The sequence below is a fragment of the Pseudonocardia sp. C8 genome (assembly GCF_014267175.1).
Taxonomy (GTDB): Bacteria; Actinomycetota; Actinomycetes; order Mycobacteriales; family Pseudonocardiaceae; genus Pseudonocardia.
The window spans coordinates 3,247,503-3,273,079 of the sequence record NZ_JACMTR010000002.1; the positions used below are offsets into that span (position 1 = coordinate 3,247,503).

Consider the following 25,577-nt stretch of genomic DNA (forward strand, 5'->3'; position numbering starts at 1 on the left):
CTGCTCCTCAGATCGGGTGGAGGTCGTGGCCGCCCGGGCGGGCCACCACGAGGTGCCGGTCGGGCACCGGGATCCAGTCGGGGAACGCGTGGGTGGGTTCGGACGCCACGGTGGTGTGGTCGCCGCCGGTCCGGACGGCGAGCGCGTGCCACCAGGCCGTGGCCCAGACCGTCGAGCCGTCGGTCAGCAGGAGGTTCAGCCGCGAGCCGGGCGCGTCCCGCTCGACCCGCTCGCAGGTGGTGGCCAGGACCTCCGCCGGGTCGTCGCCGGCACGCAGCCGGGCCCGGACCAGCGCCCACAGCGCCGCCGAGTCGGTCGGCGCGTCCAGCGTCAGCAGGTCGGTGACCGGCACGGCCGCGGCCGCGGACGCGAGCGAGCCCGGCCAGCCGCGGACGACGCCGTTGTGGCTGAACAGCCAGCGACCGTCGGTGAACGGGGCCGCCGCGGTCTCCACGACGGGCATGCCGACGGTGGCCGAGCGGACCGCGCCCAGCACCGCCCCGGACGACGTCGCCCCGGCCAGCGCGGCGAACGACGTGTCGGCCCAGAGCGGCTTCGCCGACCGGACCCGCACCGGGTCGGCACCGGATGCGGGGTACCAGCCGGCGCCGAAGCCGTCGGCGTTGATCGTGCCGCCGCCGCGCATGTCGGCCGGGGCGTAGGACTGGGCGAGCAGCCCGTGCTCCGGTTCCAGCAGCAGCACGGCGAGCGTGCGGGGCGGGCCGAGGTAGGCCAGGTGCCGGCACACGGCTCAGATATCGAGACCGGCGCGGGCGTCACGCGCCAGCCGGAACCCGGAGAAGATCTGCCGGCGGACCGGGTGGTCCCAGTTCCGGAAGGTCGCCCGGATCGCCGCCGGGTCCGTGCCGAACGAGCCGCCGCGCAGGACCCGGTAGTCCCCGCCGAAGAACACCTGCGAGTACTCGGGGTACGGGAACATCGTGAAGCCCGGGTACGGGTGCCAGCCGGAGTCGCACCACTCCCAGACATCGCCGAGCATCTGGTGCGCGCCGAGCGCCGAGGCCCCGGCGGGGTACGCGCCGGCCGGGGCGGGCTGCAGGTGCCGCTGGCCGAGGTTGGCGTGCCGGGGGGCGGGCTCGTCGTCGCCCCACGGGAAGCGGCGCGAGCGCCCGGTCGCCGGGTCGAACCGGGCCGCCTTCTCCCACTCGGCCTCGGTGGGTAGCCGCTTGCCGGCCCAGCGGGCGTAGGCCTGCGCCTCGTGGAAGCTCACGTGCACGACCGGCTCGTCCGGTGGCACCGGCTCGACGACGCCGAACCGGCGCCGCCACCACTCGCCGCCGGCGTCGCGGAACCAGAACCGGGGCGCGGCCAGGCCCTCGGCGACCCGGTGTTCCCAGCCGGTGCCGGTCCACAGGCGACGGTCGTCGTACCCGCCCGCCTCCACGAACGCGGCGTACTCGCCGTTGGTCACCGGGTAGGTGTCGATCACGTATGCGGGCAGGTCGACGGTGTGCACGGGGCGCTCGTTGTCCAGCGCCCACGGCTCGGCCGAGGTGCCCATCTCGAACGGCCCGGCGGGCACGAGCACCTCGGCGCCCACGTCCACCGGGGCCGCGGGCCGGGGCGGCGGCGAGGCCTCGAGGACCGGGTCGCCCGCCCGCAGCTGGTGGGTGGCCAGCATGGTCTCGTCGTGCTGCTGCTCGTGCTGGACGATCATGCCGAACGCGAAGCCGTCCTGCTCGAGCCGGCGGCCGCGCAACGGGCTGCCCTCCAGCGCGTCGAGGGCCTTGTCCCGGACCTCGCCGACGTACTGCCGCGCCTCCGACGGCGTCAGCAGCGGCAGGTCCACCCGGGACGAGCGGGTGTGCTGGAAGGCGTCGTACAGGCCGTCGATCTCCGGGCGCAGCGGCTCGCGGCCGCCGACGTCGCGGACCAGCCACAGCTCCTCCTGGGAGCCGATGTGGGCGAGGTCCCAGACCAGCGGGGACATCAGCGGGGAGTGCTGCGCGGTCAGCTCGCCGTCGTCGAGTGCGGTGAGGCGGGCGCTGCGCTCCCGGGCGCGGCCGAGCAGGGCGGCCGCCCGCGCACGCATCGCCTCCGGGGTCTCGCCGGGGGCGGCCGGGCCGGTACTGGGCTGGACGGTCATCGCACGGTCTCCTCGATGATGCGGCGGCGGTGCGGGGTCGCGGCGGGATCGGGTTCGGCGTGGAGGCCGGGCGGGAAGGGCAGCGTGGTGCGTGCGCACCCGTCCTCCAGGGGCAGCAGGTCGTCGGCCGGGCAGCGCCCGCGCAGCACCCGGTGCTCGATGACCTCGCGGAGCCGGGCCAGCAGCGGCACCGGCGCGGCGACCAGGGGGTGCCCGCCGTCGGCCAGCACGTCGTGGGCCAGCGGGAACAGCGCGGCCGCCGCGGCGGCGAGGGCCGGGTCGGCGAGCGCGTCGCGGGCGGCGGGCACCCAGGCGTCGCGGACCGGCTCGCAGATCTCGCGGACCCGGTCGACCACGGCCGGCGACGACGTCAGCGCCAGCAGCACCGCGGCCGGCAGCGCCCAGTCGTCCCCGGCCTGGCCGTCGACGTAACGCACCTCGAGGTGGCCGTGCGGGCGGACCGGCGGGAACAGCGTCGAGATGTGGTAGTCGAGGTCGGCGAGGGTCGGTGGCCGGTCGAGGACGCCGCCGCGGGCGTCACCGGAGGCCCACTGGGCGAACGTCACCCCGGGAGGCACCACCCACGACCCGCTGCCCCGGACGCAGAGCAGCGGGGTGTCGACGACCCGGCGGGCCCAGGCCCGCGCCGGGTCCTCCCCCGCCGCGACGGGCTCGGGCGGCGCGGTGCGCCGGGGGTCCAGGCTCAGCCAGCACGCCTGCCGGGACGACTTCCACCCGGTGCGCCTGCCGTGCTGGACCGGGGAGTTCGCGAAGGCCGCGACGAGCACCGGGCCGAGCTCGTGCAGCACGGCCCAGCGGTCCGCCACGGTGCCGGCCGGGCCGGCGTCCAGGCAGACCTGGACGGCGGCGGTCGAGCACATGCCGCTGCGGCCGTGCGGACCGACCCGGTCGAACACGCACTCCATGGCGGCGTAGCGGGGAAGGTCGAGCAGGCGCCGGGCCGGGCGGACCGGGTCGGCGGCCCGCAGGTGCGGGCGGAGGCCGAGCGGGGCGACGAGGCCGTGGAGGTGCGCGGCGTCGGCGGTGACGTCACCGATCAGCCCGGCCAGCCCGGCCGCGGGCCTGCTGGAGATCTCCAGCTGCCCGCCGGGCTCGACGGTGACGACGCCGCCGGCCGGCAGCGGGCGCCCCGGCGAGGCGGGATCGAGTGCCGGCGGGGTGTGCACGCCCAGCGCGGCTCGCAGGGTGTCCAGGTCGACCGGGTCGCCGGGCCGGTCGGGGCGGTGGAGCATCCACTCCACCTCGACACCCACCCTGCTCGGAGGCCCGTGCTTGAAGCAGACGGAGGCGACGTACGCTTCCGCTGCGGCCCGGCTGCGGAGCCGGCCGTCACCCGATGCGGTGCCCCCGTGATCCACCGTCACCCGGCCGACGCTACCCCCGGGGTCCGACGATCGCAGGTCCTCGACGGCGCTCCCGGCAAGCCGGACAACCGTACGGAATACTGGGGGCATGCCCCGCGTCAGCACCGACCAGCTCGCCGCCCGGCGGCGACAGATCCTGGACGGCGCACGCCGCTGCTTCGCCGACCACGGCTACGAGGGCGCCACCGTCCGCCGTCTGGAGGAGTACACCGGGCTGTCCCGGGGAGCGATCTTCCACTACTTCCGGGACAAGGAAGCCCTGTTCCTCGCCCTGGCCGAGCAGGACGCGCGCCGGATGGCCGACGTCGTCGCCGCGCAGGGACTGGTCCAGGTGATGCGCGACCTGCTCGACTCCTCCCGCGGCCCCGGCACGATCGACCGCAGCTGGCTCGGCACCCGCCTCGAGGTGTCCCGGCGGCTGCGCACCGACCCCGAGTTCCGGGCCCGCTGGCAGGCGCACTCGGGCGCGCTCACGGCCGCCACCCGGGCCCGGCTCGAACGCCAGGCCGCGGCCGGCGCGCTGCGCGACGACGTGCCGGTCCCGGTGCTCGCCCAGTACCTGGAGCTGGTGCTGGAGGGGCTCGTGTCGCACCTGGCGATGGGGCTGCCCACCGACGACCTCGGCGCCGTCCTCGACGTCGTCGAGAACGGGGTCCGGGCCGGCGCCCGCACCCCCTGATGCGGCACCGGCCGGGCACCTCCATGATCGGTGCCATGCCGTTCCCCTTCCACCCGGCCGGTGACGACCCCGTCCCGGCGGCCGTCCGCGGGTTCGCGCGCGCCCACGACGACCTCGTCGAGCTGCGTGAGGACCCGATCCACCTCGTCGCCCGGCACCGCGCACCCGGCCGGCGGGTCGGGCTGGTGTCCGGCGGCGGCTCCGGTCACGAGCCGCTGCACGCCGGCTTCCTGGGCCGAGGCATGCTCGACGCCGTCGCCCCCGGCCCGGTGTTCACTTCCCCGCACAACAAGGCGGTCCTGCACGCCTCCCGCGCCGCGGCCGGGCCCGGCGGCGTGATCCACGTCGTCAAGAACTACACCGGCGACCGGATCAACTTCGGGATCGCCGCCGAGCGGCTCCGGATGGAGGGCCTCGACGTCCGCCGGGTCCTGGTCGACGACGACCTCGCCACCGACGGCCTCGACACCGCCACCGGCCGCCGGGGCACCGGCGCGACCGTGGTCGTCGAGAAGATCCTCGGCGCCGCCGCCGACACCGGCGCCGGCCTGGACGAGCTCGCCGGGCTGGGCGCCGAGGTCGCGGCCGCGTCGCGCAGCCTCGCCGTCGCCTCGAGGGCGCAGACCTCGGCCCGGACCGGCGAGCCGGCGTTCGCCCTGGACGGCCAGCTGGACTACGGCGTCGGCATCCACGGCGAGCGGGCCCGGGCCTCGATCCCGCGGCCGCCGACCGAGGAGCTCGTGGACCGGATGCTCGACGAGCTCCTGGCCGGGCTCCCGGACGGCGACGACGACTGCGTCCTGGTCGTCAACGGGATGGGCGGGACCGCGCTGCTGGAGCTCTACGTCGTCGCCGAGCTCGCCTCCGCCGGGCTGGCCGAGCGCGGCATCGGGCGGGCCGGCCTGCTGGTCGGCACGTTCGTCCCGGCCCTGGACATGGCCGGGTTCTCGCTGACGCTGACCCGGATGCAGCCGGCCTGGAAGGACCACTGGGCCGCACCCGCCGAGACCGCGGCGTTCCCGCGGCGCCACGAGGAGACGCGATGATCGATCAGGACGCCGTGCTGGAGCGGTTCGCCCGTGCCGTCGAGGACGGTCACGGCGCGCTCACCGACCTCGACCAGCACTCCGGGGACGGCGACTTCGGCGACAACCTGCGGGCCGGGGTCCGGCAGGCCGTGCAGCGCGCCGGGCAGGGCAGGCAGCGCGGGTTCGGCGCCCTCGGCGCGGTGTTCCTCGACGAGGTCGGCGGCACCAGCGGACCGCTGCTGGGGCTGCTGTTCACCGAGATCGCCCGGGCGCTGGGCACCGCGCACGCCGCCGGCGACGGCCTGGCCGCGCTCGCCTCCGGTGCCCGCGCCGGCCTGACCGCGATCCAGCGGGTCGGGGAGGCGCAGGAGGGCGACCGGACGCTGGTCGACGCGCTCGCGCCGGCCGTGACCGCGCTCGGCCGGGACGGCGCCGCCGCCGCGGCGACCGCGGCACGCGAGGGTGCCGAGCGGACGGCGGAGCTCACCGCCCGGCACGGCCGGGCGTCGTACCTGGGCGACCGGGCCAAGGGCGCCCAGGATCCCGGTGCGGTCGGGGTCGCGCTGCTGTTCTGGGCGATCGCGGCGGTGGCCGAGCCGGACGCGGACCTCCGCTCGCCGCTGCCCGCCGCGGCCTGACCGGACCCGGTCACGTTCCGGTGGCCCGGGGCGCCTGCGGTGCGAACTGGATCCGGTACAGCGACGCGTACCGTCCGCCGGCGGCGAGCAGCTCGTCGTGGGTGCCGCTCTCGACGACCCGGCCCGCCTCCAGCACGGCGATGCGATCCGCCGCGCGGACCGTCGACAGGCGGTGCGCGATGACGATGGCGGTGCGGCCGATCAACGCCTCGGTCAGGGCGGCCTGCACGGCCGCCTCCGACTCCGAGTCGAGGTGCGCGGTGGCCTCGTCGAGGATCACCACCCGCGGCTTGGCCAGCAGCAGCCGGGCGATCGTGAGCCGCTGGCGTTCCCCGCCGGAGAGCCGGTAGCCCCGCTCCCCCACCACGGTCTCCAGGCCGTCGGGCAGGTCGTCGAGCAGGTCACCCAGCCGGGCCCGGCGCAGCGCCTCGATCATCTCCGCGCCGGTGGCGCCCGGCGCGGCGTAGCGCAGGTTCGCCCCGATGGTGTCGTGGAAGAGGTGCCCGTCCTGGGTGACCATGCCGACTCCTGCGCGCAGGGTGGCGAACGCCAGGTCGCGGACGTCGACCCCGGACAGCTCGACGGCACCGGAGTCGACGTCGTACAGCCGGGGCACCAGGGCGGCCAGCGTCGACTTCCCGGCGCCGGAGGGCCCGACCAGCGCGAGCAGCCCGCCGCCTCGCACGTGCAGGTCGACGCCGTGCAGCACCTCCGTGCCCGCCCGCTGGTCGAGCACGGCGACCTCCTCGAGCGAGGCCAGTGACACCTCGGTCGCGCGCGGGTAGGTGAACCGGACGTCGCGGAGCCGGACGTCGACCGGGCCGGGCGGCAGCGGGCGCGGGTCCGCGCGCTCGGTGATCGACGGCGCGAGGTCCAGGACCTCGAAGACCCGCTCGAACGCGACGAGCGCGGTCATGACGTCGACGCGGGCGTTCGCCAGCGCCGTCATCGGCGTGTAGAGCCGGGTCAGCAGCAGGCCGAGCGCGACGACCGTCCCGGCCGGGATCGCCCCGGTCACCGCGAGGTAGCCGCCGAGGCCGTAGATGAGGGCCTGGGCGAGCGCGGACACCAGCTGCAGCGCCGTGACGAACAGCCGGGACACCATCGCCGAGCGGACGCCGATGTCCCGCACCCGCGACACCTGCCCGCGGAAGACCGCCGCCTCCTGGACCGGGTCGCCGAACAGCTTGACCAGCGTCGCGCCGGGCGCGGAGAACCGCTCGGTCATCTGGTTGCCCATGGTCGCGTTCAGCTCCGCGGCCTCCCGCCGGAGCTCGGCGAGCCAGGTCCCCATCCGCCGGGCCGGGACCACGAACACCGGCAGCAGCAGCATGGCCAGCACGGTCACCTGCCACGCCAGGCCGATCATCACGGCGACGGCCAGCACGAGCTGGATGGTGTTCGCCAGCACCGTGGACAGCGTGCTGGTGATCGCGGTCTGGGCACCGATGACGTCGTTGTTGAGCCGGCTGACCAGCGCACCGGTGCGGGTGCGCGCGAAGAACGCCAGCGGCATCGACTGGACGTGCGAGAACACCGCGACCCGCAGGTCCTCGATGAGCCCCTCGCCGAGCCGCGCGGAGAACCAGCGCCCGGTCAGTCCGGCGACGGACTCCAGCACCGCCATCCCGGCGATGGCCGCGGCGATCACGATGACCACCCGGGCCGGGTCCGGGAGGTCGTGGGCCGCGACGATGGTGTTGACCACCCGCCCGGCCAGCAGCGGGGTCACGACGCCGATCACCGCGGTGACGGTGGTGAGCGCCAGGTACCCGGCCAGCCAGCGGCGGTACGGGCGGACGAACCCCCAGATCCGGGGCCAGGTGCCGGGCGCGACGGACCCCCGGCGGATGGACGGCGAGTCCGCTCCCCGGACGACCCCGCGCATCAGGGCGAGCGGACGGTCCAACGGTGTTCCCTTTCGCCGGTGGTGGACGGCGAAGGGTCACGTTACGGCGCGGCGGGTGGGCCGGCGCACCGCTCGCCGGTGGGCGCCGTCACGCGCGACGACGCCGCCGGCGGCCCGGGACGGCCCTACTTCTTCTTGGTGCGGGTGGCGCCACCGCGGCCACGCAGCGTCACACCGGTCTCGGAGAGCACCCGGTGCACGAATCCGTACGAGCGGCCGGTCTGCTCGGCGAGCGAGCGGATGCTGGCGCCCTTCTCGTACTTCTTCTTCAGGTCGGCCGCGAGTTTGCCCCGCTGCGTCCCGGTGATCCGGGCGCCCTTCTTCAGCTCGGCCATTGGGCCCTCCCTCGTCCCCACCGCGGATGCCCCCGCGGACCGCCGCATCCGGCGCGACGATCAGGCCATGATGATCCAGATGATGATCCCTGGCCAGAACGCACAAACCGAGATCGGTGAGCGGTTACCCCGAACGGCCCACACCGTTTCGTGATCGGTCCAGCATGCGTGAGTCGATCAGCGGAGCGCCGTCACCCGCCGGGGCCGGCGGCCCGGTGCACCCACCACGGAGCATCACCGAACCGCGACGTTCGGCCGATGCACTGGACCGGTCGGGTGATCACGACGGGCGTGCGGTGACCGGTCGCGGTGATCAGGCCAGCTGCACGAGCTCGAGGTAGTCGGCCGACCAGAGGTCCTCGGTGCCGTCCGGCAGGACGATCACCCGGTCCGGTTCGAGCGCCTCGACCGCGCCCGGGTCGTGCGTGACGAGCACGACCGCGCCCTCGAACCGGCGCAGCGCGTCGAGGACCTGCTCGCGGCTGGCCGGGTCGAGGTTGTTCGTCGGCTCGTCGAGCAGCAGCACGTTCGCCGCCGACGACACCAGCCCGGCCAGCGCGAGCCGGGTGCGCTCGCCACCGGACAGCGTCCCGGCCGGCTGGTCGAGCTGCTCGCCGGAGAACATGAACGACCCCAGCAGCGTGCGGAGCTGCTGCTCGGGGGAGTCCGGCGAGGCGTGCCGCACGTTGTCCCAGACGCTGGCGTCCATGTCGAGCGTGTCGTGCTCCTGGGCGAAGTACCCGGTCCGCAACCCGTGGCCGGGCACGACCGCGCCGGCGTCCGGGGTCTCGGTGCCGGCCAGCAGCCGCAGCAGGGTGGTCTTGCCGGCGCCGTTGAGGCCCAGCACGACCACCTTGGACCCGCGGTCCACGGCGAGGTCGACGCCGGTGAACACCTCCAGCGACCCGTACGCCTTCGACAGACCCTCGGCCGTCATCGGGGTCCGCCCGCACGCGGCCGGGGTCGGGAAGCGGATCTTGGCGACCCGGTCGTCCTGGCGCTCCTCGTCCAGCCCGGCCAGGAGCTGGTCGGCGCGGCGGGCCATGTTCTTCGCGGCCACGGCCTTGGTCGCCTTGGCGCCCATCTTCGCGGCCTGGGCCTGCAGCGCGGAGGCCTTCTTCTCGGCGTTCGCCCGCTCCCGGCGGCGGCGCTTCTCGTCCGTGGCCCGCGCCTCGAGATAGCGGCGCCAGTCCATGTTGTACTGGTCGGCCTCGCCGCGGGTCGCGTCGAGGAACCACACCTTGTTCACGACCGCGGCCAGCAGGTCGGTGTCGTGGCTGATCACCACGAGGCCGCCCTCGTGGTTCTGCAGGAACCCGCGCAGCCAGGTGATCGAGTCGGCGTCGAGGTGGTTGGTCGGCTCGTCGAGCAGCAGCGTCGTCGCCGACTGCGAGCCCCCGTCGGAGGCCGCGAACAGGATGCGGGCCAGCTCGACGCGGCGGCGCTGGCCGCCGGAGAGCGTGCGCATCGGCTGGGCGAGCACCCGGTCCGGCAGGCCGAGGTGGGTGCAGATCCGGGCCGCCTCGGACTCGGCCGCGTAGCCGCCGAGCGCGGAGAACCGCTCCTCCAACCGGCCGTACTCGCGGACGGCCTTCTCGTTGGCCGGGCCGTCGACGAGCTCGGCCATCGCCGTCTGGGCCTTCTCCATCTTGGCCAGCAGCGTGTCCAGGCCGCGGGCCGACAGCACCCGGTCCTTCGCGGGGACCGACAGGTCACCCTCGCGCGGGTCCTGCGGCAGGTAGCCGATCGGCGAGTTCGCGGCGACCTGCCCGGAGTACGGCTCGCCCTCCCCCGCCAGCACCCGCATCGAGGTGGTCTTCCCGGCGCCGTTGCGGCCGACGAGGCCGATCCGGTCGCCCGGCTGCACGCGCAGGTTCGCCCCGGAGAGCAGGATGCGGGAACCGGCGCGCAGTTCGAGGTCGGTCGCGGTGATCACGTGAGGGGTCTCCGGACGGAGTCAGAGGAAAGGGACCTGAGAGGCGGCGGCGGGCACACGGGTGCCCGGCGGCGTCGCTCACTCGATCAGGACCACGCACCCAGGCTACGGCCGGGAGCAACGAGATTCCGACGTAGGGTCGATTCCATGACCGATCTCACCTCCCTGTCCGGCCGGGCTGCCCTGGTCACCGGCGCCTCTCGCGGCATCGGGTACGGCATCGCGGCCTGCCTGCTCGGCCGCGGCGCGTCCGTGACGATCACCGGCCGAAAGGAGCCCGAGCTGGCGGCGGCCGCGGAGGCGCTCGCCGCGGACGCCGGGGTGGATGCCGGCCGGGTCCTCGCGGTGCCCGGCAACGCCGGGGACGCCGACCACCGGGCCGACGCCGTCGAGCAGACCGTCGCCCGGTTCGGCTCGCTGGACGTGCTGGTCAACAACGCCGGGATCAACCCGCAGTACGGACCGCTGGTCGACGCCGACCTCGGCGCCGTCAGCAAGATCTTCGAGGTGAACGTCGTCGCCGCGCTCGGGTTCGTGCAGCAGGCGCACCGGGCCTGGCTGGGCGCGCACGGCGGGTCGATCGTCAACGTCGCCTCGGTCGGCGGGCTGCGCCCGACGGGGGTGATCGGCGCGTACGGCGCGTCGAAGGCGGCGCTGATCAAGCTGACCGAGGAGCTCGCCGGGCAGCTCGGGCCGGGCGTCCGGGTGAACGCCGTCGCCCCGGCCGTGGTGAAGACCCGGTTCGCCGAGGCCCTCTACGCCCACGACGAGGACGGGGTCGCCGCCGGCTACCCGCTGAAAAGGCTGGGGGTGCCGCAGGACGTCGCCGAGGCCGTCGCGTTCCTGGTGTCCGACGCCGCGTCCTGGATCACCGGCGAGACCCTGCGCATCGACGGCGGGAGCCTGGTCGCGGGCCGGCACGGGTGACCCGGAGGCACTCATGGACCGAAAGCCCCGTGGCACCGTGCTCTTGGTCCATGAGTGTGTGCCGGCTGGGGCCGGTGAGGCAGGTGAGGTGTGACGACGGCGGTTGACGTGCTGGTGCTCGGCGGCGGCCCGGCCGGGCGGGCGCTGGCCGGGGAATGCGCGCGACGCGGGCCGCGCACCGCGCTCGCCGACCCGGCCCCGGACCGCCCGTGGACCGCGACCTACTGCGCGTGGCCCGAGGAGCTGCCCGCCGGCCTCCCGGAGTCCGCGGTCGCGGCCCGGCCGGTCGCGCGGGCGGTGCTGCCGGGCCCCGGCGGCGACCGGGGCCTGGGGCCCTACACCGTGCTGGACACGGCGGGCCTGCGGGCGCACCTGGACGGGCGGCTGGGCGAGGTCACCGTGCTGGTGGGCCGCGCCGAACCCGGTGACGTCACCCGGCCCGGCAGTACCGATCCGGCCCCGCGCCCTGGAGACCGCACCCGCCGCGCCGGGCTCGGCACACCGGCCGGGCCCGCGGACGGTGGGTACCGGGTCCGGCTCCGCCGGCCAGGCGCGCCGGACACGGTCGTGACCGCCGGCCTGGTCGTCGATGCCACCGGCGCCCCGTCCCGGCTCCGCCCGGGCGGCGGTCCCCGGGCCGAGCAGACCGCGTACGGCGTCGTCGTCCCGGCGGCGGCCGCCGCACCCGTGGTCGCCGCCGGCGAGGCGGTGTTCATGGACTGGCGCCCGCCCCCGCCCGGTCCCGGCCGGACGGACGCGCCGACGTTCCTCTACGCCGTCCCGTACGGCGACGACCGGGTCCTGCTCGAGGAGACCTCGCTCGCCCGGCGGCCCGGGCTGCCGCTGCCCGAGCTGCGGGACCGGCTCGCGGCCCGGCTGGCGGCGCGCGGCGTCACCGTCCCCGACGGGGCCCCGGTGGAGCGGGTCCGGTTCCCGGTGGACTCCCCGCGGGGCGCCCGGCACCCGGTCCCGTTCGGCGCGGCGACCCCGCTCGTGCATCCCGCGACCGGGTTCAGCGTCGCCACGGCGCTGCGCCTCGCGCCGGGGCTCGCCGCCGTCCTGGCCCGGCACCTGCCCGGCGACCCGGGCGGCGCGACGGCGGCCGCGCACCGGCTGCTCTGGTCCCCGTCGGCCCGCGCCGTGCACCGCCTGCGCCGGCTCGGCCTGCGCACGGTGCTCGATCTGCCCGCACCGCTGGTGCCGGGGTTCTTCGACGCCTTCTTCGCCGCGCGCAGCGGCCGGGCCTTCCTCACCGGCCGCGACGACCCGGTGGGCACGGTCGCCGGCATGGCCGGGGTGTTCCGTGCCGCATCGCCGCAGGTCAGGGCGCACATGCTGCGATCGGTGTCGCCATTTCACCCGATCGGGTCATGACGTCGGGACCACATGATCAGTTGAAGGGTTACCAGTAGTAGCGTCGAGTCCACGTGCCAGACCCAGTGTCGAGGGCCGCGCGGCGTCCGCCAGCGAGCGGCACGCGTGCCGGCCCGTTCCCGCCGGAGGCTGCTCATGTCCGCGTACCAGACCATCGTCGTCGGCACCGACGGCTCGGCCACCTCGTTCGCCGCGGTCGAGCGCGCCGCCCGGGTGGCTGCCGACGCCGGCTCCACGCTCGTCATCGTCTCGGCCTACACCCCGGCGAGCCGGGAGGACACCGCGGAGGCCGAGGACGTGCTCAAGGACGAGGCCTACCTCGTCACCGGCTGGACCCCCGCCGAGGAGGCGCTGCGCGAGGCCGCCGACCGGGCGGCGGCCGCCGGGGCCCAGAAGGTCAGCACCCACGCCGAGGACGGTGCGCCGGTCGACGTCCTGCGCAAGGCCGTCCGGGACCACCGCGCCGACCTGCTCGTCGTCGGCAACCGGGGGTTGAACACGCTCTCCGGCCGGCTGCTCGGGTCGGTGCCCTCGGACGCCACCCGCCGCGCCGGGGTGGACGTGCTGGTCGTGCACACCACCTGATCCGTGGCCTCCGAACCTCCGGGCTCCGGGAGCGGGCCGGCCCTGCCGGATCCCGCCGACGTCGACTGGACCCAGCTCGAGGGCGGGGTCCTCGACGAGTTCATCCTCGGCGCGCCGCGCGAGTTCACCCGGGACGAGCTGGTGGAGGCCGCCGGGCTGGACCCGGAGGAGTCGGGACGGCTGTGGCGCGCGCTCGGCTTCCCGGAGACCGACCCGTCGGCGCGGGTGTTCACCCGGGCCGACCTGGAGGCCGCGCGGAGGGTCATCGCGCTCAGCCGGGACTGGCTGCCGGACGCCGAGGTGCGGGAAGCCGTGGCCCGCGCGGTCGCGCAGTCGCTGTCCCGGCTCGCCGAGTGGCAGATCGGGATGCTGGCCCAGGTGGCGGCGTCCCAGGTGGGTGAGCTGACACCGCGGGCGGCCGCGCGGCTCGCCGCCGAGGTGCTGCCCGACCTGGAGGCCCTGCAGTCCTACGTCTGGCGCCGGCACCTGGCCGCGACCGCGGCCCGCTGGACGGCGGGCGCGCAGCGCAGTGACGCCGAGCACATCGCCGCCGACACCTGGCCGCTGTCGGTCGGGTTCGCCGACATGGTCGGCTTCACCCGCACCACCCGGCGCCGCTCGCTGGACGAGCTCGGCGAGATGATCGAGCGGTTCGGATCGGTCACGAACGAGGTCATCACGAACGGCCGCGGACGGATCATCAAGACGGTCGGGGACGAGGTCCTGTTCGTCACCGAGCACCCGGCAGACGCCGCCGCCATCGCGCTCGGGCTCCGCGACCGGGTGCGGGCCGAGCCGGCGCTGCCGCCGCTGCGGATCGGGCTGGCGCACGGCATGGTGCTCAGCCGCTACGGCGACGTCTACGGCGAGGTCGTCAACGTCGCCGCCCGGCTCACCTCGGAGGCGAAGCCGGACACGGTGCTGGTGGACCGGGAGGTCCACGAGGCGCTGCGCGACGACCCCCGCTTCGACCTGCGGCGGATCGCGACCCTGCACACCCGTGGCTACACGCACCTGCGGGCGTGGACGCTGCGCGGAGCCCGGGAACGCTGAGCACCCCGCTCCTGGTGCCGGGCCCCGGTCACGTCCCACGAGCGCGCAGGCCGCCGCACCCCGCACCGGCGTGCCGCACCTACCCGGGCGGGTGCGGCACGCCGACACCGGGTGCGGCACGGGGACACGGGGTGCGGCGGCGCCGGGGCCGCCCGGGTCAGACCCGGAAGCCGAGGGCGCGCAGCTGCTCGCGGCCGTCCTCGGTGATCTTCTCCGGGCCCCACGGCGGCATCCAGACCCAGTTGATCCGGACGTCGGAGACGAGCCCCCCGTCCGGGCCCGCGGTGAGCGCGGAGCGGGTCTGCTCCTCGATCACGTCGGTCAGCGGGCAGGCCGCCGAGGTGAGGGTCATGTCGATGACCGCGGTTTCGCCGTCCACGTCGATGCCGTAGACGAGGCCGAGGTCGACGACGTTGATGCCGAGCTCGGGGTCGACGACGTCCTTCATCGCCTCCTCGAGCGCCTCCAGCGACGCGCCGTCGGTCGCGGCCGGGGGCTCGGGCATCCCGGCCGCCCCGCGGACGACGTCGTCGGTCTCGTTCTGCTGCTCGGTGGTCTCGCTCATGCCGGAGATCCCTCCGTCTCGATCTTCGCGTCCGTGCGCGAGACGGCGTCCTTGAACGCCATCCAGCCCAGCAGCGCGCACTTCACCCGGGCCGGGTACTTGGCGACCCCGGCGAACGCGACGCCGTCGCCGAGCACGTCCTCGTCCGGCTCGACCTGGCCGCGGCCCTGCGCCATCTCCTGGAACGACGCCAGGATCCGCCACGCCTCGTCGACCGACCGGCCGACGAGGAGATCGTGCAGCACCGACACCGACGCCTGGCTGATCGAACAGCCCAGCGTCTCGTACGACACGTCGGCGACCGTGTCGCCGTCGACCCGGACCCGGAGGGTGACCTCGTCACCGCACGTCGGGTTCACGTGGTGGGACTCGGCGTCGTAGGGCTCGCGCAGGCCCGACCCGTGCGGGTCCCGGTAGTGGTCCAGGATGATCTCCTGGTACATCTGCTGCAGCTGCATCAGATCACCCCGAAGAACTTCTGGGCGGCCCGGATGCCGTCGGCCAGCGCCTCGACCTCGTCGAGCGTGTTGTACACCGCGAACGACGCCCGCGCGGTCGCGACGACCCCGAAGCGCCGGTGCAGCGGCCACGCGCAGTGGTGGCCGACCCGGATCGCGACACCGCGGTCGTCGAGCACCTGGGACAGGTCGTGCGCGTGGATGCCGTCCACCAGGAACGACACCGCTCCCCCGCGGCCCTCGGTGCCGGTCGGCCCGACGATCCGCAGGCCGTCGATCGCGGAGAGCTGCTCGAGCGCGGCGCCGGTGAGCTCCGCCTCGTGGGCGGCGACCGCGTCCATGCCGATCTCCGACAGGTAGTCGACGGCCGCGCCGAGGCCCACGGCCTGCGACGTCATCGGCACGCCGGCCTCGAACTTCTGCGGCGGCGGGGCGTAGGTCGAGCCCTCCATCCGCACCAGCTCGATCATCGACCCGCCGGTGAGGAACGGCGGCAGCGCCTCCAGGAGCTCCCGGCGGCCGTACAGCACGCCCACGCCGGACGGGCCGAGCATCTTGTGCCCGGAGAACACGGCGAAGTCGACGCCGAGCCCGTGCAGGTCCACCGGCGCGTGCGGGACGGACTGGCAGGCGTCCAGCACGGTCAGCGCGCCGACCGCCCGGGCCCGCCCCACCAGCTCCTCGACCGGGGCGACCGCTCCGGTGACGTTCGACTGGTGCGTGAACGCCACGACCTTGGTGCGGTCGGTGAGCTCCAGCGAGTCGAGGTCGATCCGGCCCTCGTCGGTGACCTCGTACCAGCGCAGGGTCGCCCCGGTGCGCCGGCACAGCTCCTGCCAGGGCACCAGGTTGGCGTGGTGCTCCAGCTGGGTGACCACGACCTCGTCGCCGGGGCCGAGCGCGAACCGCTCGGACTCCGCGGAGAGCCCGTCCCGGATCGAGGCGTTCCCGATGCCGTACGCGACCAGGTTGATGCCCTCGGTCGCGTTCTTGACGAAGACGACCTCGTCGACGGCCGCGCCCACGAACGCCGCGATGCGGGACCGGGCGGACTCGTAGGCGTCGGTGGCCTCCTCGGCGAGCTGGTGGGCGCCCCGGTGGACGGCGGCGTTGTGCCGCTCCAGGAACGCCCGCTCGGCGTCGAGCACCTGGCGCGGCCGCTGGGAGGTCGCGCCGGAGTCGAGGTAGACCAGCGGCTTCTCCTCGCGCACGGTGCGCGCGAGGATCGGGAAGTCCGCCCGGATCCGGGCCACGGCGGCGGTGTCGAGCCCGGCCGTGGTCCCGGTTCCGTGCACGGTCGTCATGATCAGGCCAGCGCCTTCTGGTCGGCCTTCGCGCCCTGGGTGAACCGCACGTAGCCGTTCTTCTCGAGCTCGTCGGCCAGCTCCGGGCCGCCGGACTCGACGATGCGGCCACCGGCGAACACGTGCACGCGGTCGACCTTGATGTGGTTGAGGATCCGGGTGTAGTGCGTGATCAGCAGGACGCCGGTGTCGTCCTTCGCCCGGTACCGGTTCACGCCCTCGGAGACGACGCGCAGGGCGTCGACGTCGAGACCGGAGTCGGTCTCGTCCAGGATCGCGATCTTCGGGTTCAGCAGCTCGAGCTGCAGGACCTCGTGGCGCTTCTTCTCGCCGCCGGAGAAGCCCTCGTTCACCGAGCGGTCGGCGAACGCCGGGTCGATGTCGAGGCCGGACATCGCGTCCTTGACCTCCTTGACCCAGGTGCGCAGCTTCGGGGCCTCGCCGCGGACCGCGGTGGCGGCCGAGCGCAGGAAGTTCGCCATCGACACGCCCGGCACCTCGACCGGGTACTGCATGGCGAGGAACAGGCCCGCCCGGGCCCGCTCGTCGACGGACATCTCCAGGACGTTCTCGCCGTCCAGCAGCACCTCGCCGGAGGTGATCTCGTACTTCGGGTGCCCGGCGACGGCGTAGGCCAGTGTGGACTTGCCGGAGCCGTTCGGGCCCATGATCGCGTGCGTCTCACCCGCGCGGACGGTGAGGTCGACCCCGCGCAGGATCTCCTTCGGACCGTCCTCGGTCTCGACCGCGGCGTGCAGGTCCTTGATCTCCAGAGTGGACATCTGTAGTGGTCGCTCCGTTACTGGTGTGGTGGTCTCAGGCGCCGGTGATCGCGAGCTCGGCCTCGACGGCGGCGTCGAGGCGCGCCTTGAGGTCCGGCAGCGTGATCTTGTTCAGGATCTCGCCGAAGAAGCCCCGCACGACGAGGCGGCGGGCCTGCTCCTCGGGGATGCCGCGGCTGCGCAGGTAGAACAGCTGCTCGTCGTCGAACCGGCCGGTGGCGCTCGCGTGCCCGGCGCCGGCGATCTCGCCGGTCTCGATCTCCAGGTTCGGGACCGAGTCCGCGCGGGCGTGCTCGGTGAGCACCAGGTTGCGGTTGAACTCGAAGGTCTGGGTGTTCTCGGCCGCGGCCCGGATCAGCACGTCGCCGATCCACACCACGTGTGCCGACTCGCGGGAGTCGCTCTGCAGCGCGTTCTTGTAGAGCACGTTGGACGTGCAGTTCGGGACCGCGTGGTCCACGAGCAGCCGCTGCTCCAGGTGCTGGCCCGCGTCGGCGAAGCCCAGGCCGAGCAGCTCGGCGTCGCCGCCGGGACCGGCGTAGTGCACGGTGGACGACACCCGCACCAGGTCGCCGCCGAGCTGGACGGCGGTGGCGCGCAGGGTCGCGTCACGGCCGATGCGGTAGTGCTCGGCGCCCACGTGCACCGCGTCGTCGGCCCACTCCTCGGTGACCACCAGGGTCAGCCGGGAGCCGTCGCCGAGCACGACCTCGGTGTTGTCGGCCAGAGCACCGTGCCCCCGGTGCTCGACGACGACCGTCGCCTGCGTGTGCGGGGTCGTCCGGATGTGCAGGTGCCCGGCCGCGGAGACGCCCTCACCGGGCCCGTCCACCGTGATCGTCACCGGCTCGGGCGTCCCGTCCAGGGTCACGACGGTGGCCTCGGTGAAGGCCGACCAGGCCGCCGCGGCGACCCGGTCGGCGGGGGTCCCGCCCTCGCCGAGCCGGGCGTCGTCGCGGCCGACCGTCTCGACGGTCACCCCGGCCACCTCGGTGACCGTGACCCCCACCTTGCCGTCCAGCGTCGCGGAGCCGTCGTGCAGCCCGCGCAGGCGGCGCAGCGGGGTGAACCGCCAGTTCTCCTCGCGACCGCCGGGGACCTCGAAGGCCTCGACGTCGAAGGACTGGAACCGCTCGCCCGCCGAGGCGATCGGCACCTCACCCTGGCCCTCCTTGGCCCCCTTCAGCTCGGGGGCGAGGCCAGCAACATCCGACGTCATCCGACGGAACCCTCCATCTGCAGCTCGATCAGCCGGTTCAGCTCCAGCGCGTACTCCATGGGCAGCTCGCGGGCGATCGGCTCGACGAACCCGCGCACCACCATGGCCATCGCCTCGTCCTCGGTCAGGCCCCGGCTCATCAGGTAGAAGAGCTGGTCCTCGGAGACCTTGGAGACGGTGGCCTCGTGCCCCATCGACACGTCGTCGTTGCGGATGTCGACGTAGGGGTAGGTGTCCGACCGCGAGATCGTGTCGACCAGCAGCGCGTCGCACTTCACCGTCGACCGGGAGTTCTTCGCCCGCGGGTTGACCTGGATCAGGCCGCGGTAGGACGTCCGGCCGCCGCCGCGCGCCACCGACTTCGACACGATCGTCGACGACGTGTTCGGCGCCAGGTGCACCATCTTCGCGCCGGCGTCCTGGTGCTGGCCCTCGCCCGCGAACGCGATCGACAGGACCTCGCCCTTGGCGTGCTCGCCCATCAGCCACACGGCCGGGTACTTCATCGTCACCTTGGAGCCGAGGTTGCCGTCGACCCACTCCATGGTCGCGCCCTCCTCGGCCTTGGCGCGCTTGGTGACCAGGTTGTAGACGTTGTTCGACCAGTTCTGGATCGTGGTGTAGCGGCAGCGGCCGCCCTTCTTCACCACGATCTCCACCACGGCCGAGTGCAGCGAGTCGGTCTTGTAGATCGGCGCGGTGCAGCCCTCGACGTAGTGCACGTAGGCACCCTCGTCGACGATGATCAGCGTCCGCTCGAACTGGCCCATGTTCTCGGTGTTGATCCGGAAGTAGGCCTGCAGCGGGATGTCGACGTGCACGCCCGGCGGCACGTAGATGAACGACCCGCCCGACCAGACCGCCGAGTTCAGCGCGGAGAACTTGTTGTCACCGGCGGGGATGACCGAACCGAAGTACTCCTTGAAGAGCTCGGGGTGCTCCTTCAGACCGGTGTCGGTGTCGAGGAAGATGACGCCCTGCGCCTCCAGGTCCTCGCGGATCTGGTGGTAGACGACCTCGGACTCGTACTGCGCGGCGACACCGGCGACCAGGCGGGCCTTCTCGGCCTCGGGGATGCCCAGCTTGTCGTAGGTGTTCTTGATGTCCTCCGGCAGGTCCTCCCAGCTGGTGGCCTGCTTCTCCGTGGAGCGCACGAAGTACTTGATGTTGTCGAAGTCGATCCCGGACAGGTCGGAGCCCCACCGCGGCATCGGCTTCTTCTCGAAGAGATCGAGCGACTTCTGCCGGAACTCGAGCATCCAGTCCGGCTCGTTCTTCAGGCGGGAGATGTCGGCGACGACCTCCGAGGAGAGGCCGCGCTTGGCGGCGGCACCCGCCTCGTCGGAGTCCGCCCAGCCGAAGTCGTACCGGCCGAGCGCCGCGATCGTCTCCTCCTGGGTGAGCTCGGTGCGCACTTCAGGAGTGGTCGTCATTGAGGACTGCCTCCCTTTCGGGGACCGTGGTGGGACCTGGACCCGCCTTCGGCGGGGCCGGATTCTTCTTCCATCTTCCGCAGCCGAGCAGGTGGTTGCGGACTAACGGTGCCGGACTTCGGGGCATCCTCGTCCAGCTCCCGCAGCCGAGCAGGTGGTTGCGGATCAACGGTGCCGGACGTCGTCGGGACGTCCTCGTCCGTCTCCCGCAGCACCGTCTCCTGCAGCCGAGCAGGTGGTTGCGGAGTTCCGGCGCGGGGCGTCGGGACTTCTTCCGTCGCCCGCAACCCAAGAGCAGGTCGCGGACTCCCGGTGCCGGAGTCGGGGCCCCCTTCCCTCTTCCCGTGCCGGGCCCGCCCGAGGAGTTCGGGATCCTCGAGCGGGACGTGTGTGGTGCACGCGGCGCCGCCGCGCGCGATCGTCGCCAGCCGCTGCACGTGCGTGCCCAGCAGCTCGGCGAAGGCCCTGGTCTCGGCTTCGCAGAGCTCCGGGAACTCGGCGGCGACGTGCGCCACCGGGCAGTGGTGCTGGCAGAGCTGCACGCCGGACCCGCCGCGGCGGGTCTGTGCAGCGTAGCCACGGTCGCTGAGCACCCGGGCCAGCACCTCGGCGCGCTCGGCCGAGGTGCCCGCCGCCGCGACCGATCCCCTGTCGGGTCCCAGCAGCTCACGCACCCGGCGACGGGCGAACGCGTCCACCGCCTGCTCCCCCGCCGTCTCGGAGAGGAACCGCAGGGCCGAGGTGGCCAGGTCGTCGTAACCGTGCCCGAACCGGACCCGGCCGGTGTCGGTGAGCAGGTACTCCTTGGCCGGACGGCCGCGCCCGCGGGGACGCGCCGACCGGGCCGGGGCCCGGACCTCGGCCTCACCGTCGGCGATCAGCGCATCCAGGTGCCGCCGGACGGCGGCCTCGGTGAGCTCCAGCTCGCCCGCGACGACCGCGGCCGTGACCGGACCCTGCTCCATGAGCACCCGCGCCACCGCGGCCCGGGTGCCCGATCCGGATCCGGGCAGCACGGCTTCGGACCCGTGCCCGCAGGCGGGGTCCGGGCGCCGGTGCGCCGTCCGGTCTGTTTTCACAACACCAGTGTTGCGGATATCGGCGCCGGCAGCAAAACCCACCCCCCAGATATGACCGGGGTCACCGGGGTCGCCGAGGTCGCGGGCGGTGGAGACCGGTCCCGGAGCCCGGAGCCCGCCCCACTAACCTGCATGGTCATGGTGACGCCCGAGGTCGCCCCACCCGGGCGCGACGACTCCCCGACGCGACCGGCGCCGGCGGACACCGCGTCCGGCCCCGGCCGGAAGCCGCCGGCGGCCCGGCGCGGGCTGCGCGAGCAGGCCCGGATCGCGCGCGTCCTCGGCCTGACCGGCGCGATCCTCATGGGGATCAGCGCGCTCGGCTCGGCCGCCTTCCCCGTGCCGAACCCGCTGCACGGGCTGCGGGTGATCGGTCTGCCGGCCCGCAACGTCACCCTGGCCATCGCCGTCACCTACACCGGGCTGCTCATGGTCGTCACGGCCTGGCTGTGGATCGCCCGGATGCTCACCGCCCGCGGCGCCGTGCACCCGGCCCCGGAGCGGCGCGAGCTCGCCCGCACCGCGGTGCTGTGGGGGATCCCGCTCGCGCTGGCGCCGCCGATGTTCTCCAAGGACATCTACAGCTACCTGGCCCAGAGCGCGACGCTCGCCCGCGGCATCGACCCGTACTCGATCGGCCCGGCGCAGGCGCTGGGCGTGGACGACCCGCTCACCCGGGGCATCCCGACGGTCTGGCGGGACACCCCGGCCCCGTACGGGCCGCTGTTCCTCGGGCTCGGCCGGATCATCACCGCGTTCTCCGGCCACGACGTCGTCCTCGGGATCGCCGAGCACCGGCTGCTGGCGCTGGCCGGGGTCGCGTTGCTGGCCTGGGTGCTACCCCGGCTCGCGGACCGGTTCGACCTCGATGCCGGCCTGGTGCTCTGGCTCGGCGCGGCGAACCCGCTGGTGCTGTTCCACATGGTCAGCGGCATCCACAACGAGTCGATCATGATTTCGCTGATGCTGCTCGGGCTGTACGTCATGCTCGGGCGGGACGACCGGGTCCAGCCCTGGTGGCGCATCACCCTGGGTGCGGCGCTGATCGTCGCGGCGGCGTCGGTGAAGCTGCCGGCGCTGCTCGCGCTCGGTTTCGTCGGCGTGTATCTGGTCCGCAAGCGCGGAGAGGAGCGCAGGCGGAACGACCATCTGCGCGGAGAGGAGCGCAGGCGGAACGACCATCTGCACCACGGACGGGTCGTCGACTGGGTGATCATGACGAGCTGGCTCACCGCCATCGCAGCCGTCGTCTTCTCGGTGTTCAGCTTCGCCACCGGGCTGGGCTTCAACTGGCTGCGCGGGCTCTCGGCACCCAGCGCGATCCTCAGCTGGATGTCGGTGAGCACCGACGTCGGCCTGATCGCCGGACAGGTGGGCCGGCTCGCCGGGCTCGGCGACCACACCGAGGCCACCCTGGCGCTGGCCCGCGGGCTGTTCGCGATCCCGATGGGGATCGTCGTCGTGGCGCTGCTGCTCGCCTGCCTGCGCGGGCGGCTCGACCCGGTCACCGGCACGGGCGCGGGGCTCGGTGCGGTGGTGCTGCTGGGCCCGGTCGTGCACCCCTGGTACCTGTTCTGGGCGTTGCTGCCGCTGGTTGCGACCCGGGCGATGCCCCGCTACCGGCGGGCGATGCTGCTGCTGTCGGCGTTCCTGGCGCTGGTCGTGCCGCCGACCGGGGCCGACTTCATCTTCCGCGCCTTCCAGCTGCCGCTGTCCGTGTTCGCCGGTCTGGCCATGTTCGCCCTGTCGCTGCTGGTGGTGCGGCGACTGCTGCGCGCCCCGACCCCCACCGCCCCGGCGTCGTGACCGCCGCGCTGGAGGTCCGCGAGCTGGTCGTCCGGTACGGCCCGACGACCGCGGTGGACGGGATCGACCTCGACCTCGCCCGCGGCGAGGTGCTGGCCCTGCTCGGGCCGAACGGGGCCGGGAAGTCCAGCACGGTCGAGGTCTGCACCGGGTTCCGGGCCGCGTCCGGCGGCCGGGTCACCGTGCTCGGCCACGCCCCCGGTGACGACGCGGTACGGCCACGGGTCGGTGTCATGCCGCAGGGCGGCGGGGCCTACCCGGCCGTCCGGGCCGGCGAGATGCTGCGCCTGGTCGCGGCCTGCGCGGCCCGCCCCATCGACCCGGACGTCCTGCTGGACGTGCTCGGGCTGCGACCGCGCGCGCAGACGCCGTTCAAGCGGCTCTCCGGTGGGGAGCAGCAGCGGCTCGCACTGGCCTGCGCCGTCGTCGGGCGGCCCGAGCTGGTGTTCCTCGACGAGCCGACGGCCGGGCTGGACCCGCAGGCCCGCCACCTCGTGTGGGACCTGGTCCGGGCGCTGCGCCGGGACGGCGTGGGGGTGCTGCTCACCACGCACCTGATGGACGAGGCCGAGCAGCTCGCGGACGACGTCGTGATCATCGACCGGGGTGCGGTCGTCGCGCACGGCTCCCCGGCCCAGCTCACCGCGGGCGACCAGACCGAGCTGCGGTTCCGGGCCCGCCCCGGGATGGACACGGCGGGGCTCGACACCCGGCTCCCGGCCGGGTACGCCACCGCCGAGACCGCGCCCGGGCGCTACCGGGTGCAGGGCCGGATCGACCCGGCCGCGCTGGCCGCGATCACCTCGTGGTGCGCCGACCAGGGCGTCATGGCCGACGACGTCCAGGTCATCCGGCGCAGCCTGGAGGACGTCTTCCTCGACCTCACCGGACGGGAGCTGCGGCCGTGAACGACCCCTTCCCCGCCGGGACCTTCACCCCGGACCCCGGCCGCGGCGGCGCGCTCACCATGCTGCGTGCCCAGGGCGGGCTGGAGACCCGGCTCGCGCTGCGCAACGCCGAGCAGGTGCTGCTCACCCTGTTGATCCCGGCCGCCCTGCTGGTCGCCGTCACCCTGGTGCCGGCGATCCCCGCACCGGAGCCGCGAGTGCCGCAGGTCCTCGCCTCGATGCTCGCGCTGGCCGTGATGAGCTCGGCGTTCACCAGCCAGGCCATCGCGCTCGGGTTCGACCGCCGGTACGGGGCACTGCGGCGGCTCGCGGCGACCGCGCTGCCGCGCTGGCTGCTGGTGTGCGGGCGGCTGGCGGCCGTGGCCGCCGTGGTCGTGATCCAGGTGGTGCTGCTGGGCCTGCTGGCGCTCGCGCTGGGCTGGGACCCGGCCGGGGCCCGGCTCGACGGCGTCGCGGCCGCCGTGCTGCTGGGCGGGGCCGCGTTCGGGGCGCTCGGGATCCTGCTGGGCGGCACGCTGCGGGCCGAGATCGTGCTCGCGGTCGCGAACGTGGTCTGGTTCGTGCTGCTGCTCGCCGGCGGGATCGTCGTCCCGGTCGCGGACCTGCCCGGCCCGCTGGGCGCGGTGGCGTCCTGGCTGCCGTCCGGCGCGCTGGCCGAGGCACTGCGCGACGCGCTCGGCGCCGGGGGGTTCCCGGCCCCCGGATCGCTGCTGGTCCTGGCCGGGTGGGCGGTCGCCGCCGGGGTGCTGGCGTCGCGGCTGGTGCGGTGGCGCTGACGCGCCCGTGAGTGGTTGCGAGGGTCCTGACCCTGCTGGCCACTCACGAGCTTCTACACTCCGTAGTGTGTCCCGCATGTCCGGTCTGCTCGCACGCGTGCCGTCCACCCCGCCGCTGCTGCTGCGCCGGCTGGCCATCGCGAATTTGGTCGCGCAGATCGGCATCGGCGTGACCGGCTCGGTCGTGCGGGTGACCGGATCGGGGCTCGGCTGCTCGGCCTGGCCGGAGTGCGAGCCGGGCAGCATGGTGCCGGTGTCCCACGCGGAGATCGCGCCGCTGCACATGTGGATCGAGTTCGGGAACCGGCTGCTCGGGGTCCTGGTCGTGCTCGCCGCCGGGGCCACCCTGCTCGGGGTGCTGTTCACCCGGCCCCGCCGCCGGCGGCTGACCGCGCTGGCGTGCGCGATGCCGCTCGGCGTCGTCGCGCAGGCCGTGATCGGCGGGATCACCGTGCTGGCCGGGCTGGTGTGGTGGACGGTGATGCTGCACTTCCTCGCCTCGATGGTGCTGGTGTGGTTCGCCGTGCTGCTCGTCGGTGCCACCACCGAGGACGACGGCCCGGTCACCCGCATGCTCCCGGCGGCCGGGCGCGGGCTGGTGCTGCTCTCGACCGCGGTCCTGGCCGTGCTGCTCGTCGCCGGGACGCTGGTCACCGCGGCCGGCCCGCACGGCGGTGACCCGGACACCCCGCGGCTCGACATCGACATCCCGGTGCTCGCCCAGCTCCATGTCGACGCCCTGTTCGGCTACCTGGGCCTCCTCGCCGGTCTCGGGTTCCTGCTGCACGCCGTCGGAGCCCCGCCCGCGCTGCACCGCCGGTTCCGGACGCTGATCGCCGTCGTGCTCGCCCAGGGCGCGCTCGGCGGCGTGCAGTACGCGCTGGGCGTGCCGGAGCTGCTGGTGTCGCTGCACGTGCTGGGCGCAGGGCTCGTCACCGCGGCCGCGGCCTGGGTGTGGGCGGGCACGGCGGTCCGCCCGGCGCCGCCGGCCCCCGCGCCGCCCGCGAACGCCTCCGGTTCCGGGGCCGACCGGCCCCTCGCCGGCGCCGACCGGGGCTGAGGACGCGCGCCGCCGCACCGCGACCAGGCCACGCCTCCCCGAACCCGGCAGCGCCTCCCGGCGCTTCCCGAACCCGGCAGCGCCTCCCGGCGCTTCCCGAACCCGGCGGCACCTCCCGACGCCTCCCGGACCAGGACGGCGGCGTGGCCACGCCGCCGTCCTCGAACGTCGGCCCGGAGCGGTGACACGCACGCGTCCGCCCGGGTGGGGACGCGATCGTGCGAGCCGCCC

The 25,577-nt window shown here is 74.5% G+C and carries 23 protein-coding genes and 1 pseudogene; 11 read left to right on the plus strand and 13 right to left on the minus strand.

The window, feature by feature from the left end; translation table 11 throughout:
* Positions 1 to 7: 7 nt before the first annotated feature.
* From egtC to egtA, 3 genes are read right to left on the minus strand one after another with little or no spacing between them, the layout of a single operon-like run.
* On the minus strand, positions 8 to 748 hold the full coding sequence (gene egtC, locus H7X46_RS15630; protein ID WP_186360102.1) for an ergothioneine biosynthesis protein EgtC: 741 nt from the start codon (positions 746 to 748) through the stop codon (positions 8 to 10).
* A gap of 3 nt (positions 749 to 751) precedes the next feature.
* On the minus strand, positions 752 to 2,107 hold the full coding sequence (gene egtB, locus H7X46_RS15635; RefSeq protein WP_186360103.1) for an ergothioneine biosynthesis protein EgtB: 1,356 nt from the start codon (positions 2,105 to 2,107) through the stop codon (positions 752 to 754).
* Positions 2,104 to 3,492 carry an ergothioneine biosynthesis glutamate--cysteine ligase EgtA gene (egtA, locus tag H7X46_RS15640; protein WP_370588794.1) on the minus strand — a complete coding sequence of 463 codons (1,389 nt, stop codon included), beginning with the start codon at positions 3,490 to 3,492 and terminating at the stop codon, positions 2,104 to 2,106. The genes egtB and egtA overlap by 4 nt, the downstream gene beginning before the upstream one ends.
* Positions 3,493 to 3,580: 88 nt before the next feature.
* Between egtA and H7X46_RS15645 the strand changes: the two genes are divergently transcribed.
* The 3 genes from H7X46_RS15645 to H7X46_RS15655 are packed head-to-tail and all read left to right on the plus strand — an operon-like array spanning position 3,581 to position 5,837.
* The gene (locus H7X46_RS15645) at positions 3,581 to 4,171 is read left to right on the plus strand and encodes a TetR/AcrR family transcriptional regulator (protein ID WP_186360105.1); all 591 of its coding nucleotides are present in this window, start codon (positions 3,581 to 3,583) and stop codon (positions 4,169 to 4,171) included.
* A gap of 35 nt (positions 4,172 to 4,206) precedes the next feature.
* Positions 4,207 to 5,217, plus strand: coding sequence for a dihydroxyacetone kinase subunit DhaK (locus H7X46_RS15650; RefSeq protein WP_186360106.1), 1,011 nt, complete (start codon positions 4,207 to 4,209; stop codon positions 5,215 to 5,217).
* Positions 5,214 to 5,837: a DAK2 domain-containing protein gene (locus H7X46_RS15655; protein WP_186360107.1), complete on the plus strand. Its 624-nt coding sequence runs from the start codon at positions 5,214 to 5,216 to the stop codon at positions 5,835 to 5,837. Before H7X46_RS15650 ends, H7X46_RS15655 begins: the two co-directional genes overlap by 4 nt.
* Before the next feature lie 10 nt (positions 5,838 to 5,847).
* Here the strand turns inward: H7X46_RS15655 and H7X46_RS15660 are convergent, their stop codons facing one another.
* From H7X46_RS15660 to H7X46_RS15670, 3 genes are all read right to left on the minus strand, one after another.
* On the minus strand, positions 5,848 to 7,746 hold the full coding sequence (locus H7X46_RS15660) for an ABC transporter ATP-binding protein (RefSeq protein WP_255426145.1): 1,899 nt from the start codon (positions 7,744 to 7,746) through the stop codon (positions 5,848 to 5,850).
* A 125-nt stretch (positions 7,747 to 7,871) separates the two neighbouring features.
* Complete coding sequence (locus tag H7X46_RS15665) at positions 7,872 to 8,081, minus strand: helix-turn-helix domain-containing protein (RefSeq protein ID WP_010240451.1); 210 nt, start codon at positions 8,079 to 8,081, stop codon at positions 7,872 to 7,874.
* 313 nt (positions 8,082 to 8,394) lie between these two features.
* Positions 8,395 to 10,017, minus strand: coding sequence for an ABC-F family ATP-binding cassette domain-containing protein (locus tag H7X46_RS15670; protein ID WP_186360108.1), 1,623 nt, complete (start codon positions 10,015 to 10,017; stop codon positions 8,395 to 8,397).
* Between the two features lie 147 nt (positions 10,018 to 10,164).
* Between H7X46_RS15670 and H7X46_RS15675 the strand changes: the two genes are divergently transcribed.
* The 4 genes from H7X46_RS15675 to H7X46_RS15690 all read left to right on the plus strand — a co-directional run bounded on the left by H7X46_RS15675 (position 10,165) and on the right by H7X46_RS15690 (position 13,956).
* Entirely contained in the window at positions 10,165 to 10,944 is a 780-nt protein-coding gene (locus H7X46_RS15675; protein WP_186360109.1) for an SDR family oxidoreductase, read from the plus strand.
* A 90-nt stretch (positions 10,945 to 11,034) separates the two neighbouring features.
* Positions 11,035 to 12,318 (plus strand): lycopene cyclase family protein, encoded by a 1,284-nt coding sequence (locus tag H7X46_RS15680; protein ID WP_186360110.1) that lies wholly within the window; start codon positions 11,035 to 11,037, stop codon positions 12,316 to 12,318.
* A 135-nt stretch (positions 12,319 to 12,453) separates the two neighbouring features.
* The gene (locus H7X46_RS15685) at positions 12,454 to 12,903 is read left to right on the plus strand and encodes a universal stress protein (RefSeq protein ID WP_186360111.1); all 450 of its coding nucleotides are present in this window, start codon (positions 12,454 to 12,456) and stop codon (positions 12,901 to 12,903) included.
* A gap of 3 nt (positions 12,904 to 12,906) precedes the next feature.
* On the plus strand, positions 12,907 to 13,956 hold the full coding sequence (locus H7X46_RS15690; protein WP_186360112.1) for an adenylate/guanylate cyclase domain-containing protein: 1,050 nt from the start codon (positions 12,907 to 12,909) through the stop codon (positions 13,954 to 13,956).
* 157 nt (positions 13,957 to 14,113) lie between these two features.
* Here the strand turns inward: H7X46_RS15690 and H7X46_RS15695 are convergent, their stop codons facing one another.
* The 7 genes and pseudogenes from H7X46_RS15695 to H7X46_RS15725 all read right to left on the minus strand — a co-directional run.
* The gene (locus H7X46_RS15695; RefSeq protein ID WP_186360113.1) at positions 14,114 to 14,521 is read right to left on the minus strand and encodes a metal-sulfur cluster assembly factor; all 408 of its coding nucleotides are present in this window, start codon (positions 14,519 to 14,521) and stop codon (positions 14,114 to 14,116) included.
* Positions 14,518 to 14,979, minus strand: coding sequence for a Fe-S cluster assembly sulfur transfer protein SufU (gene sufU / locus H7X46_RS15700; protein WP_186360114.1), 462 nt, complete (start codon positions 14,977 to 14,979; stop codon positions 14,518 to 14,520). The genes H7X46_RS15695 and sufU overlap by 4 nt, the downstream gene beginning before the upstream one ends.
* Positions 14,979 to 16,283, minus strand: a complete 1,305-nt coding sequence (locus H7X46_RS15705) for a cysteine desulfurase (protein ID WP_186360115.1) — start codon at positions 16,281 to 16,283, stop codon at positions 14,979 to 14,981. Before H7X46_RS15705 ends, sufU begins: the two co-directional genes overlap by 1 nt.
* Before the next feature lie 2 nt (positions 16,284 to 16,285).
* Positions 16,286 to 17,065: a Fe-S cluster assembly ATPase SufC gene (gene sufC / locus H7X46_RS15710; RefSeq protein WP_186360116.1), complete on the minus strand. Its 780-nt coding sequence runs from the start codon at positions 17,063 to 17,065 to the stop codon at positions 16,286 to 16,288.
* A 34-nt stretch (positions 17,066 to 17,099) separates the two neighbouring features.
* Complete coding sequence (gene sufD / locus H7X46_RS15715; RefSeq protein WP_186360117.1) at positions 17,100 to 18,284, minus strand: Fe-S cluster assembly protein SufD; 1,185 nt, start codon at positions 18,282 to 18,284, stop codon at positions 17,100 to 17,102.
* The gene (sufB, locus tag H7X46_RS15720) at positions 18,281 to 19,717 is read right to left on the minus strand and encodes a Fe-S cluster assembly protein SufB (protein WP_186360118.1); all 1,437 of its coding nucleotides are present in this window, start codon (positions 19,715 to 19,717) and stop codon (positions 18,281 to 18,283) included. The genes sufD and sufB overlap by 4 nt, the downstream gene beginning before the upstream one ends.
* Positions 19,718 to 19,959: 242 nt before the next feature.
* Positions 19,960 to 20,796 (minus strand): annotated as a pseudogene (locus H7X46_RS15725) (helix-turn-helix transcriptional regulator); the annotation flags it as partial.
* Between the two features lie 138 nt (positions 20,797 to 20,934).
* On the opposite strand from H7X46_RS15725, the gene mptB reads away from it, so the two are divergent.
* The 4 genes from mptB to H7X46_RS15745 all read left to right on the plus strand — a co-directional run bounded on the left by mptB (position 20,935) and on the right by H7X46_RS15745 (position 25,346).
* Positions 20,935 to 22,602: a polyprenol phosphomannose-dependent alpha 1,6 mannosyltransferase MptB gene (gene mptB, locus H7X46_RS15730; protein WP_186360119.1), complete on the plus strand. Its 1,668-nt coding sequence runs from the start codon at positions 20,935 to 20,937 to the stop codon at positions 22,600 to 22,602.
* On the plus strand, positions 22,599 to 23,510 hold the full coding sequence (locus H7X46_RS15735; protein WP_186360120.1) for an ABC transporter ATP-binding protein: 912 nt from the start codon (positions 22,599 to 22,601) through the stop codon (positions 23,508 to 23,510). Before mptB ends, H7X46_RS15735 begins: the two co-directional genes overlap by 4 nt.
* On the plus strand, positions 23,507 to 24,286 hold the full coding sequence (locus H7X46_RS15740) for an ABC transporter permease (RefSeq protein WP_370588795.1): 780 nt from the start codon (positions 23,507 to 23,509) through the stop codon (positions 24,284 to 24,286). The genes H7X46_RS15735 and H7X46_RS15740 overlap by 4 nt, the downstream gene beginning before the upstream one ends.
* Before the next feature lie 76 nt (positions 24,287 to 24,362).
* Positions 24,363 to 25,346, plus strand: coding sequence for a heme A synthase (locus H7X46_RS15745; protein WP_186360121.1), 984 nt, complete (start codon positions 24,363 to 24,365; stop codon positions 25,344 to 25,346).
* The last annotated feature ends 231 nt before the right edge of the window (positions 25,347 to 25,577 follow it).